Origin of the sequence: Streptomyces sp. CA-146814 (assembly GCF_050942385.1) — a bacterium.
Classification (GTDB): Bacteria; Actinomycetota; Actinomycetes; order Streptomycetales; family Streptomycetaceae; genus Streptomyces.
Genome location: NZ_CP192068.1, coordinates 4799472 through 4815685, shown reverse-complemented (window position 1 = coordinate 4815685; position 16214 = coordinate 4799472). Strand labels below are relative to the sequence as shown.

Below are 16214 nucleotides of genomic sequence, written 5' to 3'. Positions count from 1 at the left end.
CACGGCCTCATCGGCCGAAGCGTGGACCGGGTGCGGAGCGCCCGGTCACCGTCTGCGCCTGCCGCCCCCCTTCCCGAACGGCTGGCACGTCCCGATACGGGAGTACAGGCCGAGTGAGACACCGGCGCTGAGGTAGCCCCAGCCGCGCTGGACGTTCGCCCTCTGCGACCCGGCGTGGCCGATCACTCCGGCGCCGATCCCGTATCCCGCGACCGCGCACCCGACTCCCCGCACCAGGCTGCGACCGCGCTTCCTGTTGCCCACATGACGCGCCCGGCGCATGGACTTGCCCCACTTGTAGCCACGGTAGGCGTACTTGGCGGCCTTGTACGTCTTCTTGCAGTACCGGTAGCAGGCGATCGCCGCCCGGACGCCGAAGACGACCAGCGGCACCCACTTCCCGTCGAGGTCGAACTTGTTGACGGGGTCCGCGTAGCCGTACTCGTAGGCGTTGGCGCTTCCGCCGTACACCGGGTCGCTGGAGAGGAAGCGGCCGGTGGCCGGGTTGTAGAGGCGCACGCCCATGAGCGTGAGACCGGTCAGGGTCTCGGTGGAGCGCTGCTTGGCGCCGAGCCAGCCGTAGCGGACCGGCTCCTGGCTCTGGCGGGCGTTGCCGTACTCGTCGGCGTCCAGGACCGTCGGCGCCTCCTCCGGGTTCAGCGGCAGCTGCAGCGCGATGTCGCCGTGGAGGGTGGAGAGCTGGAGGACGGTGCCACCGGTCTTCTCCGTGGTCGCCCCCAGGTCACCGGCGGCCGACTCGACGTTGCGGGTCAGTGCGCCGGTGGTGGTGTCCTCCACGATCCAGCGGGGGTTGTCGCCGTCGCTGTCGTAGTGGTTGACCTTGGACTCGGCCGGCGTCCAGGTGGAGCCGGAGCCGGTCTCGACCTTCCAGGAGCGCAGGCGCAGGCTCGCGTCCAGCTCCCAGGTCTGCCGCCGGCCGTCGGCGGTCTGACGGTGGACGAGGTCGTTGGCGTAGTAGCCGACCGTGGTGCCGGTCAGTGCCGTCGTCCGGCCGAAGGCGTCGTAGCCGTAACCCGCGTCGACCAGGCGGTCGGCGCTGTCGTAGCGGTGGTTCACCGTCGTGCCGCCGCCCGCGGGGCAGTCGGCGCCGGGGGCCGCGACCGCGGTGGCCAGCGACGTCCGGTTGGAGCGCCGGTCCAGCGTGTACGTACGCCGGGTGCACTCCCCCTCGACGTTGTCCTCCACGCCGGTCAGCCTGGCGGCCCTGTCGTAGTGGTAGCGCTGCTCGGACCAGCCGGCGTGGGTGCCGACCTGCCCGTGGGCGTTGCGCGTGACCGAGTCGGTGAAGACGGTGGTGTCGTCACTGTCCCGGGTGTAGGTGCGGTTGACCGCCGTCCCGGTGGTGTCCCCGGTGATCCGGAGCGTGTAACCGCCGGGCAGCTTCTCCGTGGCCGCCGAGCCGTCCGCGTCGTAGGTGGCGCGGAAGGTGCCGGCGACGGAGTCGGCCTTCGTGGTGAGCAGACCGCGCGGCTCGGCCGTGTGGTCGTAGGTGTAGGTCACCGTGGTCGGGACGGAGTCGCTCTCCTTGACCTTCCGGTCGAGCAGGTCGTACTCGGTCCTGGTGACGCCTCCGTCGGCGTCGGTGTAGGAGATCAGCCGGCCCAGCAGGTCGTAGGCGCTGGTGATCGTTCCCCCGGTGGGCGAGGAGACCTTGACGACCGCCCCGGTGGCCGGGTCGTACTCGCTGGTGGCCGCCGGTACGGCCTGGCCGAGGCCGCCCGTCACCGCCTCGTAGATCTTGCGTCCGGCGGCGTCGTACGTCGTCGCGGTCGTCCGGGAGACCCCGCCGACCTCGTCCGTCACGACGGCCCGGTTGCCCCAGCGGTCGTACTCCGTCGTCGTGTTGGGCAGCTTGGCCGGGTGGGAGCCGCCGCCGGTGATGTCACCGGCCGGGCCGGTCCAGCACGGCTGGTCCGCCCACTCGGGCCGGCCCTTGCACCAGCCGGTGCCGGTGGCCGACCAGTACTCGGTGATCCGGCTGGCCGCGTCACCGCCCGTGCCGCCGGGCAGCACCTGGGAGGTGACCCGGCCCTGGGCGTCGTACCCGGTGCTGGTGGTGATGGTGAGGCCGCCCGGGTCCTGGATCGTCAGGGTGGGCAGGCCCTTGACCCAGTCGTACTGGGTCTCGGTGAGGCGCTTCTCGCCCATGACGCCGTAGTAGTCACGGACCCGGACGCCGGTGATGGCCAGCGTGAGCTGGTCCTTCGCCTTGGCGGTCCCGTCGGTGGGACGGCCGGTGTCGTACTCGTTGACCGTCCAGGCGCGCGCCGGCACGGAGGTGCCCGCGCCCACCAGGACCGTGGAGCCGTCCTTGAGGTCCTCGGAGAGGTCCACGCGGTGGGTCGGGCCGAACTGCTCGGTCTTGCGCACGCCCGCCTCGTCGTAGGTCGAGACCGTGGAGAGCAGCTGCGCGCGCTCGGCCGGCGGCATCGCGCTGAGCCCGAGGTCGGTGAGGACGTCCCGGTGCTCCTCGCGCACGCCGAGCGCCAGTTCGCGGTTGCCCGCGGTCAGCTCACGGACCGTGTTGCCGAACCGGTCGAACTCGGTGGTGGTGACGTGCCCGCCGGGCGTGGCCGAGTTGACGGTGCGGCCCGACGCGTTGAGGTAGGTGACGGTGGCGCGGCGGTAGCCCGTGGCCGCGAGGTCCGCGCCCGAGTGGGAGGCGGGGACCGCGTCGGCGGGGAAGACCGCGGTGGCGTCGCTGGGTGCGTCGCTCTGGCCCCAGGTGCGGACGTCGGCCGCGCCCATGGCGTACGGGGCCTTGGTGCCGGTGAGCGGGACGCCGTACACGATGCTGGTGACCGCGTTCCCCTCGACCGTGTTGACGGTGCCCTGCTTGAGGGCCTGCCGGGAGGAGCTCAGCAGCATGCCGTCGCCGGGGGCCGTGCCGGCTCCGGCGTTGCCGTACGTGAAGGTGTACGGGAGCTGGCTCTGCTGCTGCATCCAGGTGACCCGGCCGCCGTAGTAGGCGTACTGGGTCTGGGAGGCCTGGCTGAGGCGCGGGTCCCACTGCTGGCGCAGGCTCCCGTTGGAGTCGTAGCGGTAGGTCGCGACGGCGGTGGCCGTGGCGGCGGAGGCGCCGGGGCTCGTGGCCCAGACGCGGATCTCGCGGACCTGGCCGGTGAAGTCGCCGAACTGGGCGTTGGTCTCCGTGCCGGTGGCCGTGGTGGTGGTCGCGTAGACGAACTCCAGGACCTTGCAGCCCTTGGTCGCGGGCGTCGTCTCGCACGCGGCCGTGGTGGCGGCCGTGGTCGGGGCGATGATCCGCTTCGGACGGGCCAGCTTCTTGCCGGCGACCGTGACGGTCTCCGAGACGACCTTGGTCGTGGAGTTGGTCAGGCCGTCGTCCAGGACGCTGGAGAGCTGCCAGGTGGTCGCCGCGGCGTCCGCCTTGACGAAGGTGGTGACCGTCCCCTCGGTGTCGGAGAGCGTGAACGTGCCGCTCACACTGCCCTTGAGGGTCAGGTCCTCGGAGCCGGGCTCCGGGATCCACCCGTTCTTCGCCGCGTTCGCGGTGAAGTGGATCGCGTCGCCCTCCTCCAGCACCACGTCGACCGCGGTGTCGGAGATGCGCCGGACGTGGCTGTAGTCGGACTCGGTGGCCTCGGCGGCGGTGCCGGAGACCCACTCCTTGCCGAAGATCGCGGCCTGGCCCTCCTGGTCGGCGCCCCGGTTCGGGGTGCGCGAGGCGGCCGTACGCGACACCGACAGGTCGAAGAGCGACACGTCGGTCTCGGAGAGCGTGTAGTTGCCGGTCAGCAGGTTGACCGAGCCCGGACCGACCTCGCTGGTGGCCGCGCCGTCCGCGTTGCGGTCGACGACCGCGGTCAGCGGCACGGTGCTGCTGGCGGCGGAGTTCGGGCCGGTGAAGTCGGCCTTGAGCTGGACGGTGCCGTCCGGGTCGACCGTACTGGTGGCGTTCCACACCAGCGGCGCGTTGCGGCCGTTGGTCAGCGGGACCGGCCAGGCCGTCAGCGCGCTGCCGCCGGAGGTGACGTGGCCGACGGGGATCCGCACCCACGGGTCGGCCTCGGAACGGCGCCAGGAGAAGGCGACGGCGTTGTACTTGCCGCCCTCCGCCTCGGCGACCAGCGGCAGCCGGCGCGCGGTCCGCTCACCCTCCGCGGGCTGGACGAAGCCGCCCGAGCCGGCGTGGAAGACGTACTCCAGCGCCTCGGACTTGTTGTCCGCCTTGTCGACGGAGCGCACCTGGAGGGTGTGGCTGCCGTTCTTCGGCGGGGTGACGGAGACCGCCTTGTTCGCGGCGGCGCCACCGGTGACGACCTTGGTCCAGGTCACGCCGTCGAGGGACCACTCCAGCCAGTTGTGGTCGGAGCCGCTCGGCGGGGTCACCGTGAAGGTGCCCGGCTGCCCGGCGCCCTTGACCCACTGCCCGGAGGGGTAGTCGGTGGAGGTGATCCTCGTCGGTGCGGACGGCGCCCTGGTGTCGACCGTGAAGGTCTTCCACGCCGACCAGCCGGTGTTGTAGTGCGTGCCGTCGTAGGGGCTCGTACGGAACTTGTACGTCTTGCCCTCGGCCAGCACGCCCGCCGGCACGGTCACCGACGCGGCCTGCCCGGACGCGACGTACTTCGACACGATCGGCGAGCCGACCTGCGTGTTCGTGGCGTTGTCGAAGATCTGGAAGGTGCCGTTGACCTTGTCACCGTCCGCGTCGACGAAGGTGTCGCGCAGCGTCGGCGTCAGGGTGTTGACCATGTAGGCGCCGGAGTAGGAGAAGAACGGCGGTCCCGCCTCCTGCTTGGTGCCGGTACGCGGCCGGAAGTTGTACGTCACCGACAGCTTCGGCGGGTTCTTCGCGGCGTTGGCGGAGTTCACCCGCTTCCACTGGGCGACCGTGGTCTCGCTCTTGGCCCGGATGCCCAGGTGACCGCGGGTGGCCTTGGCCGCGGCCCACTCCTGGGCCAGCGTGGTCACGTTCGCGTTGATCCAGCCGTCCGGCTGGCCGGTGCAGGCGGTGTTGCCGCGCGTCTCGGTGGACTCCGCCTTCATCGCGGTCATCGTCGGCCGGTTGGTCCACCGGCTGGCCGTCGTCGCGGCGGGCGAGGACCAGACCTGCCACGGCTGGGCGGCACAGGTGGTGTTGGCCGAGTGGAAGTTCCACAGGCTCAGCTTGGCGCTGGAGACCAGGGCGTCGGCGATCGGCGCGGTGTTCCAGGTGATGAACGACTGGGCGGTACGGGGCGTGCCGTTGGCGTTCGTCGTACCGGGGTTGCCGAAGTCCAGCTCGACATCGGTGGACCAGTCGCGGGTCTCGCCCTGCTGGACGTAGGTGTCGAAGACGTTCGACAGCGACGAGGTCGACGGGTCGACCGTCACCGGGTACACCGTCTCCGGGTCGGCGAGGAACTCCGCGTCCGGCGTGACGACCAGGTCGACGGCGCCCTTCCTGGGCACCACCTTCATCGCCACCGGCACCCGGCGCGTGCGCTCGCCGGAGACCTGGTCGACGGTGGAGTCCCACATCACCGGCGCGGGCATCACGGCCCGCTTGCCGTTCCTCCGGTCGGTGAAGAGCACGCTGCCGTCGGGCTGCTCCTTCGCCGTCAGGCCCTTGGCCTTGAGCGGCAGGGTGTACGAGTAGCCCTCGGCCGGACGCCTCTTGATCTCGACGTACTGCTCGAAGCCCGTACGGGTCGACTCGACGACGACGTCCGCGCCCGGCAGGGCCTCGGGGTAGGTGGCGCGCGTCCCGTCCAGTTCGGGTGCGGGCAGTCCGCCCTTCCACTGGAGCGTGATCCGCTCGTCGCCCTCGCCGAGCGTGACCAGGTCACGTGCGGGGGCCCGGTCCGCCTCGCGCACCGAGCGCGGCAGCGCACCGCCCTTGCCCGCCAGGCTCAGGCCGTTCGGGTGGGCCTTGGCCTCGACGCCGCCGGCGGCCGTCTCGCGGAGCTCGACGTCGACATCGGTCCAGGTGCCGTTCTCCTCGAAGCGGACCGGACCAGCCGTCAGCTCGGTCGTGAGCGAACCGTCCTTGTTCACCCAGGTCGTGGAGGTCTCGGTGCGCTCGGACAGCGCCTCGACCCGCCTGCCGTACAGTTTGGCGGCCACCCTCGCCGAGAGGATGTCCGCGGCTTCGCGGGGCCCCTCCGGTACCGGCTTCTCCTCGACCGGAGCCTTCGGCACCTGCTGGGTGACGGCCACGGCCTGGCCGCTCTCCGTCACCAGGGCCATCTCCACCGCGAGCACCATGGCCGCGCCGAGGGCGATCCGCGGCAGAAGCCGTCTTCGCCGTTGCAGGGCCAACGATGAGCCCTCCCAGCCAGCGGCGGGAGGTATGTGCTCCGACACGTCGGACAACTCTCTGTTGTAGTGGGCATGAAACAGAGGCGATCAAAGCAGGGGGACCGGTGGTGAAGAAGTGAAGCTTTCACGAAGTCAGGCACGGAGAGCGGAACGAAGGAGCTCCTGATGCGGCGTCCAGCAGGCCTGGGAGCAGGTGCGCCGCATGGCTCCGGGGTCGCCTTCGGAGCCCTGGTCATCCTGGTGGTCGGGTCCCTCACACTGGTCGCTCTGGAGGTGGCGGCCTCACCGCTCGGCAGACGGACGGTGGTCGCCGGCCTGACCGTGCTGGTGCTGATGCCCGCGCTCATGCTGGGCCAGTACGCGCCACCGCCGTACCGGCTGCCCTACCGCCGGCGGTGGGTGCTGCTGCTCGTGCAGGCGGTGCTCACCTACCTGCCGCTGCTGCTCTTCCACTACCGGTGGCTGAGCCTGCTGGGGTTCCTCGCCGGGGCGGTCCTGCTGACCCTGCCGCCGGGCACCTCCGTACCGCTCGCGCTGGCGGTCGGGGCCAGTGGGCCGCTGCTGGCCGCCACCGGGTTCATCGACACCGACCGGAGCGCGCTCAACATCCTGCTCGGTACGGCGATCACCGCGACCACCGTCTTCGCCGTGGCCCACCTGGCGCTGCTCGCGGCCCGGCTGCACAGCAGCCGGGAGCACGCGGCGCACCTGGCCGAGCAGCGGGAGCGGGCGCGGATGCAGCAGGACCTGCACGACCTGGTCGGGTCGTCGCTGGCGGCGATCACGCTCCAGGGCGAGACGGCGCTGCGCGGCGGTTCCGGGCAGGAGCGGGCCGCGCTGACCGAGATCATCGCCTTGGCCCGGCGGCTCCACGACGACGTGCGCTCCATCAGCCGGCCCGACGTCGGCGGCCTCTCGCTCTCCGAGGAGCTCGGGCACGCGCAGCGGGTCCTCACCGCGTCCGGCGTGGAGGTACGGACCGTGCTGCCGCCGCGGACCGAGGCCGCTCCGGCGGTCGTGGGCTGCCTGCGCTTCGTCCTGCGCGAGGCCGTCGGCAACGTACTCCAGCACAGCCGGGCCACGCACTGCTCGATCACCCTGCGCACGGACGGCACGGCGGTCCGGCTGACGGTCCGCAACGACGGCGCCGAGGCCGCTCCGCCGGCGTCGGCCGCGTCCGGGCGGCACGGCACGGGGCTGGCCGGGCTCAGCGGGCGGGTCCTGGCGCTGGGCGGGGAGTTCACCGCCGGGGCCGAGGACGGGACCTTCACGCTGAGAGCCGTCGTACCGCGGGAGGGGGCCGTCGTGCCGCGCCCGTAGGACCGGGCCGTGGCGTACGGATCCGCCGCCCCCGCCTCCGTATGCCTGAGGCTTCCGGACACGGCGAAGGGCCCCGCACCTCTTGCGAGATGCGGGGCCCTTCTTGCGACTCAATGAGCCACCAGGTCCAAGGACCAAGCAGAGAACTACTTGATGATCTTGGTGACCTGGCCGGCGCCCACGGTCCGGCCACCCTCACGGATGGCGAACTTCAGGCCCTCTTCCATGGCGACCGGCTGGATCAGCGCGACGTCCATGAGGGTGTTGTCACCCGGCATGACCATCTCGGTGCCCTCGGGAAGGGTCACCACGCCCGTCACGTCCGTGGTACGGAAGTAGAACTGGGGGCGGTAGTTGTTGAAGAACGGGGTGTGACGGCCACCCTCGTCCTTCGACAGGATGTAGGACTGCGCCTGGAACTCGGTGTGCGGCGTGACCGAACCCGGCTTGATGATGACCTGGCCGCGCTCGACGTCCTCGCGCTTGATGCCACGGAGGAGCAGACCGACGTTCTCACCGGCCTGGCCCTCGTCGAGCAGCTTGCGGAACATCTCGATGCCGGTGACCGTGGTGGTGGTCTTCTCGGTCTTGATACCGACGATGTCGACGGTCTCGTTGACCTTGAGGACACCACGCTCGATGCGGCCGGTGACGACCGTACCGCGACCGGTGATCGTGAAGACGTCCTCGATCGGCATGAGGAACGGCTTCTCGACGTCACGCTCGGGCTGCGGGATGGACTCGTCCACGGCGGCCATCAGGTTCAGGACCGACTGGCCCCACTCCTTGTCGCCCTCGAGAGCCTTGAGCGCCGAGACCTTGACGACGGGAACGTCGTCGCCCGGGAACTCGTACTCGGAGAGGAGCTCACGGACCTCGAGCTCGACGAGCTCCAGGATCTCCTCGTCGTCCACCATGTCGGCCTTGTTCAGGGCGACGACGATGTACGGAACGCCGACCTGGCGGGCCAGGAGCACGTGCTCCTTGGTCTGCGGCATCGGGCCGTCGGTGGCGGCGACGACGAGGATGGCGCCGTCCATCTGCGCCGCACCCGTGATCATGTTCTTGATGTAGTCCGCGTGACCGGGGCAGTCGACGTGCGCGTAGTGACGCGACTCCGTCTGGTACTCGACGTGCGCGATGGAGATGGTGATACCGCGCTGGCGCTCTTCGGGAGCCTTGTCGATCTGGTCGAAGGCCGAGGCCTCGTTCAGGTCCGGGTACGCGTCGTGCAGCACCTTGGTAATGGCGGCCGTGAGGGTCGTCTTACCGTGGTCGATGTGACCGATGGTGCCGATGTTGACGTGGGGCTTAGTCCGCTCGAACTTTGCCTTCGCCACTGGGGTCCTCCTGAGTGGTTCTGTACGCCTTGCTTCATCGGCGCCAGGTGATCTTTGCTGGGGTGCCGGCGCCGGGGGCATACGGCACAGTGCTCGCGCGCTGTGCCGCATGCCCGCCCGGCTCCGGTGACAAGCCTAAAGCGTGAGCTCGGGAGAGTTACTCGCCCTTGGCCTTCGCGATGATCTCCTCGGCGACGTTCCGCGGAACCTCGGCGTAGGAGTCGAACTGCATCGAGTAGCTTGCGCGACCCGAGGTCTTGCTGCGGAGGTCTCCGACGTAGCCGAACATCTCCGAGAGGGGCACGAGGCCCTTCACGACGCGAGCGCCGCTGCGCTCCTCCATGGCCTGGATCTGGCCACGGCGGGAGTTGAGGTCGCCGATGACATCGCCCATGTAGTCCTCGGGCGTGGTGACCTCGACGGCCATCATCGGCTCCAGGAGCACGGGAGAGGCCTTGCGGGCACCCTCCTTGAACGCCTGCGAACCGGCGATCTTGAAGGCGAGCTCCGAGGAGTCGACCTCGTGGTAACCACCGTCGAGAAGGGTGACGCGGACGCCGACCATCTCGTAACCGGCCAGGATGCCGAACTGCATGGCTTCCTGCGCACCCGCGTCCACCGAGGGAATGTACTCGCGGGGGATGCGGCCACCGGTGACCTTGTTGACGAACTCGTAGGACGCGTCGCCACCCTCGATGGGCTCGAGAGCGATCTGCACCTTCGCGAACTGGCCGGTACCACCGGTCTGCTTCTTGTGCGTGAAGTCGATGCGCTCGACGGCCTTGCGGATCGTCTCGCGGTACGCGACCTGCGGCTTGCCGACGTTCGCCTCGACGCGGAACTCGCGCTTCATGCGGTCGACAAGCACCTCGAGGTGAAGCTCGCCCATACCACCGATGATGGTCTGGCCGGTCTCCTCGTCGGAGTGCACCTGGAAGGAGGGGTCCTCCTCCGAGAGGCGCTGGATGGCGACACCCAGCTTCTCCTGGTCACCCTTGGACTTGGGCTCGATGGCGACCTGGATGACCGGTGCCGGGAAGTCCATGGACTCCAGGATCACCGGGTTCTTGTCGTCGCACAGCGTCTCACCGGTGGTGGTCTGCTTCAGGCCCATGACGGCGATGATGTCGCCGGCGCCCACCGACGCGATCTCCTCACGCTTGTTCGCGTGCATGCGGTAGATCTTGCCGATGCGCTCCTTCTTGCCCTTGACGGAGTTCAGCACCGCGGTGCCGGCCTCCAGGCGACCGGAGTAGATCCGGACGAAGGTGAGCTTGCCCAGGTGCGGGTCGCTCGCGATCTTGAACGCCAGGCCGGAGAACGGCTCGTCGTCCGAGGGCTTGCGGGCGATGACCTTCTCCGGGTCCTTGACGTCGTGGCCCTCGATGGCCTCGACGTCCAGGGGGGAGGGCAGGTAGCGCACGACCGCGTCGAGCAGGGGCTGGACGCCCTTGTTCTTGAACGCGGTGCCACAGAACACCGGGGTGACGGTGACGGAGTCGGCGCTGCCCTTGGAGGCCAGGGTGATGCGGCGGATCGCCTCGTGCAGCTGCTCCTGGGTGGGCTCGTTGCCCTCCAGGTACAGCTCCATCATGGCGTCGTCGTTCTCGGCGACGGCCTCAAGGAGCTTGCCGCGCCACTCGACGGCCGACTCCTGGAGGTTCTCCGGGATGTCGACGATGTTGTACATCTCGCCCTTGGCGGCCTCTTCGGGGTACACGAAGGCCTTCATCGACACGAGGTCGACAACGCCCGTGAAGTCCGCTTCGGCGCCGATGGGGAGCTGCATGACGATCGGGGTCGCGCCGAGGCGGTCCACGATCATCTCGACGCAGCGGAAGAAGTCCGCACCGGTGCGGTCGAGCTTGTTGACGAAGCAGATACGCGGCACGCCGTAGCGGTCCGCCTGACGCCAGACGGTCTCGGACTGCGGCTCGACACCCGCGACACCGTCGAACACGGTGACGGCACCGTCGAGGACGCGGAGCGAACGCTCCACCTCGACGGTGAAGTCGACGTGACCCGGGGTGTCGATGATGTTGATGGTGTGGTCAACATCGTTGAGCGGCCAGTGACAGGTCGTCGCGGCGGACGTGATCGTGATGCCGCGCTCCTGCTCCTGCTCCATCCAGTCCATCGTGGCAGCGCCGTCGTGGACTTCACCGATCTTGTAGCTCACACCGGTGTAGAAGAGGATCCGCTCAGTGGTGGTCGTCTTGCCCGCGTCGATGTGGGCCATGATCCCGATGTTGCGGACCTTGGCCAGGTCAAGCGAAGTGGTGGCCATATGGCTCAGTCTTCTCTCGGTCTCGATGGGGGGAGCGACTACCAGCGGTAGTGCGCGAAGGCCTTGTTGGACTCGGCCATCTTGTGGGTGTCCTCACGCTTCTTGACCGAAGCGCCGAGGCCGTTGGAGGCGTCGAGCAGTTCGTTCATGAGGCGCTCGGTCATGGTCTTCTCGCGGCGGGCGCGGGAGTAACCGACGAGCCAGCGCAGAGCGAGGGTGGAGGCGCGACCGGGCTTGACCTCGATCGGCACCTGGTAGGTGGCGCCACCGACACGGCGGGACTTGACCTCGAGCGAGGGCTTGACGTTCTCAAGCGCGCGCTTCAGCGTGATGACCGGGTCGTTGCCGGTCTTCTCGCGGAGGCCTTCCATGGCGCCGTACACGATCCGCTCGGCGGTGGAACGCTTGCCGTCGAGCAGGATCTTGTTGATCAGCGAGGTGACAAGAGGAGAGCTGTAGACCGGGTCGATGATGACCGGGCGCTTCGGGGCGGGGCCCTTACGAGGCATTCTTACTTCTCCTTCTTGGCGCCGTAGCGGCTGCGGGCCTGCTTGCGGTTCTTGACACCCTGGGTGTCAAGGGAGCCGCGGATGATCTTGTAACGAACACCCGGCAGGTCCTTCACACGGCCACCACGCACGAGCACGATGGAGTGCTCCTGCAGGTTGTGTCCCTCACCCGGGATGTAGGCCGTGACCTCGATGCCGGAGGTCAGACGCACACGCGCGACCTTACGGAGCGCCGAGTTCGGCTTCTTCGGGGTGGTCGTGAACACACGCGTGCAGACACCACGACGCTGGGGCGAACCCTCGAGCGCGGGCGTCTTGTTCTTCTCGACCTTGTCCTGCCGGCCCTTCCGGACCAGCTGCTGGATCGTAGGCACTACTTCTCCGGTTTCTGTGTGCCGTTCGTGAAACTAACCTGGAACATCTCCGACCCACGCGGTCGGGTGTGTCGAATACTGCTGACTACCGCCCTAGGGGCAGAAGGGCGCAGATTGCGGTGGCTACGGACGGGCTCGCGCTGCGGTTGAGGACACGCACCGGAGCCCAGGCACACCCCAGGCACAAGGCTTGAGCGTACCTACCTCACGGACCTGGGTCAAAACAAATGCTGTCCACCCCGACACGCCGGGGCCGCCCCGGGCTCAGTCGGAGGCGAGCGGGGCCCGGCGGCCGGTGGCGGTGGCCGCCGGGTCGGGGAGGAACTGGGCCGCGACCCGGACGAACATCTCGCGCCGGTCCGCCGGTACGCCGAGGGCCACGGCGGCCTCTTCGAGGGTGAGCGGACGCCCGCCCGCCTCGGGCGCGCCCGCCGGCGCGGACGGCAGCGGCAGGTCCTCCTCGGTGAGCCGGCCGGAGCGGATGAGCATGTCGCGCACCGGGACCTGCAGCACCTGGGCGAGGCGCCTGGTCGTCTCCAGGTCGGGCATGCTCTGGCGCTGGAGGAGGCGGGTGATGGCGGCCCGGTGGACCCCGGCCTCGTCGGCGAGGCGGGACTTGCCGCCGCCGCGTGGACTGTCGATGTCGAAGCCGCGCCGACGGATCAGTTCCTCGATCCAGGTCGCGAAGCTGTCGAGTTCGCCCGTGGTCATGGGGCACTCGCCTCCCTCCGAAGCAAGCATCAGACTATCGCGCTTGCGCGCAAGGAATTACCCCGCCGACCCATACCGTTTGAGCAAAATCTGTGGAGATAAAGGTGGCACAGCCCGCCATTCTCCCTTGCGTGCGAGCGCGCAACATGCCAAGGTGCGGACTCGCAACACCTTGTGCGGGGAGAAGGGATCGCCATGAACACACCGAACGCATCCACATCGAACACGCGGACACCCGGGGCCGTGACCGCGAACGCGACCGCGGACGCCGTGACCGCGGACGCCATGCTCTGGATCGAGCTGCTGCTGCGCCAGTTCCCGGAGCTGCTCACCGAGCTGGCCCCCGCCTACCGCTCCTCCTCCGCCCCGCGCCCGTCCCCCGCCGGCGCCCGCCCGACCCCGGCCGGCCCGACCCGCGCCGAGCGCGAGGAGGCCCTGCTCGCCGAGCAGACGCACGGCCTCACCCCGTCCGGAGCCCGCACCTCGCCGCTCCGGCTGCACATCTCCGATGCCGTACGGGACATCACCGATGGCGTGATCGAGCTGGACGAGGCCGTCCACGACCGGCTGCGGCTGTCCCGCCCGCGCCGCGAGCGGGTGGCCGGCCGGCTGCTGCGGATCGCGGGGCTGCTCGACCGGGCCGCCGCCGACGACGTACTCCTCGAACACGTCCGGGACGAGGTCCGCCGGATGGCCCGGCGCTGCACCCGGGCCCTGGGCGGCGCCGAACCGGTGGTACGGGTGAGCGGCCGCTGCCCCTGGTGCGACTCGGTCTCCCTGCGGGCCTTCCCCGCGCGCCGGGCGGTCCTCTGCGTCAACCCGGCCTGCCGCTGCACGGACGGGACCTGCGACTGCCGTACGGATCCGGCGCACCGGCACGCGTGGAGCGAGGGTGCGTGGGTGCGGCTGGCGACGGAGTCGGGGGCGGACCTCGCGGAGCTGACGGCCTCGACGGCGGACACGGCACGACGCGAGACGGACCCGACCGCCGGTACGGCCGGCACGACGCGGCGGGAGACGGAGCTCACCGCCGGCACGGCGGATACCACGCGGCGGGAGACGGACCCCACCACCGGCACGGCCGGCACCACGCGGCGGGAGGGAAGCCGATGACGGGCCCGGACCCGGCCCCGGCCCTGGTGACGGGCGCCCTGGCCGCGCACGAGGCGGGCGTGACCCCGGCGACGATCCGCAAGTGGGTCCAGCTGGGCCACCTCAGCCCGGCGGGCCGGCAAGGCCGGGCGCACACGTTCCGGCTGGAAGACGTCTTCGCGGCGGAACGGGCGGCCCGGCGGAAGCCGTCCGTAGCGCGCTGAACGGAAACAGGAGAGGTGAGAGAGGGGCGGCCCGTTCGGGCCGCCCCTCTCTCACCTCTCCCCCTTTTTCGCCGCCTCCCCGGCTACCTCTCCGGCGCGTTCCCGTTCGCCGTACGGAGCACCTGGGCCCCGCCCTCCGTACCTCCGGAGACCAGCGCGACCGCCTCGCCCCAGCCGCTGCGGAACCCCCGCGTCTCCGCCTCGACGGCGATTCTCGCGCCGACCTTGCCCACGACGGCGGTGAGGGTGCGGGCGACCTCCGCGGTGTACGTACCCGACTCTCCCGACTCCGCGGCCACCTCGACCGCCGCAGCCATGACATCGGCCAGCCGCTCCTGGGCACTGATCACCGGCTCACTCCCGTCCACCCACTCCCCCGCTCCCGTGCTCAGCACGCCTCGTCCCGGGCGCTTCTCGCTGCAGAACCGCCGCCTCTCGAATGCCAGTTCGATAACCGCAGACTAACGCACCTGGGGGAGGGATGCGGGAGGCGAGAACAGGCCCCGCCGCACGTCGACGAGGCGCGGAGGCTCCCGGAGCCGCGACCGGCAAAATTGCGCGCTCGCCCCAATGGGTTGCGTGCTCGCACGATCTCAGTCACAATAAGTGCAGCGGCGGAGCTGCGCCCACCCTCCGGGCGCGGCTCCGCCGCCCGCGTTCCGGCCCTTCGAGTACGTCTCGGACGCCTCGCCGGACGCCTCCATGACCACCTCCGCGAACAGGAGTGATCGCCCTGCCATGACCTCACCTCCGAGCACCTTCCCCGACGTGGAAGCCATCGTCGTGGAGCTTCTCTCCGAGCGCGCCGATCTGGCGGACGCGGTCGTGGACGAGACTCCGCCGCCGGGCTTCGACGGCACGCAGAAGGCGGTGATCGTCTCCCGGCGCGGTGGCGCCTGGATCGACGACCTCCACCTGGACCAGCCGCTGATCGAGCTGGAGGCCTACGGGCCGGACAAGACCACGGCGCACCGCCTGGCCAACTCCGCCCGGGCCGAACTGCTCGCCGCGGTCGGCCGGCGGTACGGGACGAACATCGTGATCAGCGATGTCGTCGAGTCGGACGGCCCGCGCTGGCTGCCCGAGTACCTGTACCCGGCGGCCAACCGCTACCTCTGCGTCCTGCGCGTCTCGCTGCGCATCGGCTGACGCGGTACGCCGGTCCCGTACGCGTCGGACCGGTCCCGTACGCCTTCGAGGCCGTACGCCGGCAAGTCCCCCCGTACGGCCACCGGCCCGTACGCCCCACAGACCAGGCCCTGCCTCTCCGGCGGGGCCTTTGCCGTACCCGGTACGGCACGCACCACCCGGCACCACACCCGCCCCTACTCAGGGACCAACCACCCAAGGAGCCATCCATGGCAGGCAACAACGCCTCCGAGATCCGCGTGGCCGGAACCGGCCGCATCCTCGTCGCCGAGATCGACGCGCCGCTGCCGGAGGCCTTCTCCGACAACCCGGCGGCCGACTGGGGCCCGGCCTGGACCGACCTCGGCTACACCTCCACCGAGGGCGTGACCTTCGCCAAGAAGGACAAGCTGGACCCGGTCGAGACGTGGCAGTCCATCAGCCCGGCCCGGTTCGTCTACGCGGACCGCGATCTGACGCTGAAGTTCGCGATGCTCCAGTTCAACGAGGACACGCTGCCGTTCTTCCTCGGCGGCAAGTCCACGGACATCCGCAAGGACGGCGACGCCGCGAACGTCTTCCAGTTCGACGTCCCGGACGGCCCGACCTTCGACGAGCGGGCCCTCGGCCTGGAGTTCACCGACGGCTCCGAGGTCACCTACCGCTTCGTCATCCCGCGCGGCCAGGTCACCGCGACCGACGACATCAAGCTCGCCCGGAAGGCGGCGGCGCAGCTGGGCGTCACCTTCACCGCGCTGTCGCCGGGCGACGGCCAGGCGCTGGCGACCTTCGTCATGAAGGACGCGGCCTACACGGTGCCGACGGTCCCGGCGCCGTAACACCCGTACGCCCGCAACACCCGCCGGGGCGGGGCCGGTTCACGCCGGCCCCGCCCCGGCACCTCACTCCCCACACCCCCGCACCCGAACCCCGCACCTGAG

General features: G+C 70.2%; 11 protein-coding genes and 1 pseudogene. 5 read left to right on the top strand and 7 right to left on the bottom strand.

Annotated features, from left to right (window positions below; all coding sequences use genetic code 11):
- Positions 1–45: 45 nt before the first annotated feature.
- Positions 46–6234, bottom strand: coding sequence for a DNRLRE domain-containing protein (locus ACQP09_RS21625; RefSeq protein WP_433406701.1), 6189 nt, complete (start codon positions 6232–6234; stop codon positions 46–48).
- A gap of 219 nt (positions 6235–6453) precedes the next feature.
- Between ACQP09_RS21625 and ACQP09_RS21620 the strand changes: the two genes are divergently transcribed.
- Entirely contained in the window at positions 6454–7608 is a 1155-nt protein-coding gene (locus tag ACQP09_RS21620) for a histidine kinase (protein WP_433402056.1), read from the top strand.
- A gap of 146 nt (positions 7609–7754) precedes the next feature.
- On the opposite strand, the gene tuf is transcribed toward ACQP09_RS21620, so the two are convergent.
- The 5 genes from tuf to ACQP09_RS21595 form a co-directional block, all read right to left on the bottom strand.
- Positions 7755–8948: an elongation factor Tu gene (gene tuf / locus ACQP09_RS21615; RefSeq protein ID WP_018490814.1), complete on the bottom strand. Its 1194-nt coding sequence runs from the start codon at positions 8946–8948 to the stop codon at positions 7755–7757.
- Between the two features lie 157 nt (positions 8949–9105).
- Positions 9106–11235 (bottom strand): elongation factor G, encoded by a 2130-nt coding sequence (fusA, locus tag ACQP09_RS21610; RefSeq protein WP_433402053.1) that lies wholly within the window; start codon positions 11233–11235, stop codon positions 9106–9108.
- A 38-nt stretch (positions 11236–11273) separates the two neighbouring features.
- A complete protein-coding gene (gene rpsG, locus ACQP09_RS21605) occupies positions 11274–11744 on the bottom strand; it encodes a 30S ribosomal protein S7 (RefSeq protein ID WP_003966970.1) in 471 nt (156 codons plus the stop codon).
- Positions 11745–11746: 2 nt separating this feature from the next.
- A complete protein-coding gene (gene rpsL / locus ACQP09_RS21600; protein WP_003948652.1) occupies positions 11747–12118 on the bottom strand; it encodes a 30S ribosomal protein S12 in 372 nt (123 codons plus the stop codon).
- Between the two features lie 264 nt (positions 12119–12382).
- On the bottom strand, positions 12383–12829 hold the full coding sequence (locus tag ACQP09_RS21595; protein ID WP_433402050.1) for a helix-turn-helix domain-containing protein: 447 nt from the start codon (positions 12827–12829) through the stop codon (positions 12383–12385).
- Between the two features lie 195 nt (positions 12830–13024).
- Here ACQP09_RS21595 and ACQP09_RS21590 point away from each other — a divergent pair.
- Positions 13025–13804: pseudogene (locus ACQP09_RS21590) on the top strand (hypothetical protein); the annotation flags it as partial.
- Positions 13805–13938: 134 nt separating this feature from the next.
- A complete protein-coding gene (locus ACQP09_RS21585; RefSeq protein ID WP_433402049.1) occupies positions 13939–14145 on the top strand; it encodes a hypothetical protein in 207 nt (68 codons plus the stop codon).
- 83 nt (positions 14146–14228) lie between these two features.
- Here the strand turns inward: ACQP09_RS21585 and ACQP09_RS21580 are convergent, their stop codons facing one another.
- The gene (locus ACQP09_RS21580; protein ID WP_433402047.1) at positions 14229–14540 is read right to left on the bottom strand and encodes a hypothetical protein; all 312 of its coding nucleotides are present in this window, start codon (positions 14538–14540) and stop codon (positions 14229–14231) included.
- Between the two features lie 343 nt (positions 14541–14883).
- Here ACQP09_RS21580 and ACQP09_RS21575 point away from each other — a divergent pair, with 343 nt between their 5' ends.
- Positions 14884–15294: a hypothetical protein gene (locus tag ACQP09_RS21575; RefSeq protein WP_053559776.1), complete on the top strand. Its 411-nt coding sequence runs from the start codon at positions 14884–14886 to the stop codon at positions 15292–15294.
- Between the two features lie 209 nt (positions 15295–15503).
- Positions 15504–16112, top strand: a complete 609-nt coding sequence (locus ACQP09_RS21570; RefSeq protein WP_432147180.1) for a phage tail protein — start codon at positions 15504–15506, stop codon at positions 16110–16112.
- The last annotated feature ends 102 nt before the right edge of the window (positions 16113–16214 follow it).

Bases quoted from the DNA above. Each gene is read 5' to 3' on its own strand.
- ACQP09_RS21625 (WP_433406701.1), bottom strand. From the start codon at position 6,234: ATGGTGCTCGCGGTGGAGATGGCCCTGGTGACGGAGAGCGGCCAGGCC.
- ACQP09_RS21620 (WP_433402056.1), top strand. From the start codon at position 6,454: ATGCGGCGTCCAGCAGGCCTGGGAGCAGGTGCGCCGCATGGCTCCGGG.
- fusA (WP_433402053.1), bottom strand. From the start codon at position 11,235: ATGGCCACCACTTCGCTTGACCTGGCCAAGGTCCGCAACATCGGGATC.
- rpsG (WP_003966970.1), bottom strand. From the start codon at position 11,744: ATGCCTCGTAAGGGCCCCGCCCCGAAGCGCCCGGTCATCATCGACCCG.
- ACQP09_RS21595 (WP_433402050.1), bottom strand. From the start codon at position 12,829: ATGACCACGGGCGAACTCGACAGCTTCGCGACCTGGATCGAGGAACTG.
- ACQP09_RS21585 (WP_433402049.1), top strand. From the start codon at position 13,939: ATGACGGGCCCGGACCCGGCCCCGGCCCTGGTGACGGGCGCCCTGGCC.
- ACQP09_RS21575 (WP_053559776.1), top strand. From the start codon at position 14,884: ATGACCTCACCTCCGAGCACCTTCCCCGACGTGGAAGCCATCGTCGTG.
- ACQP09_RS21570 (WP_432147180.1), top strand. From the start codon at position 15,504: ATGGCAGGCAACAACGCCTCCGAGATCCGCGTGGCCGGAACCGGCCGC.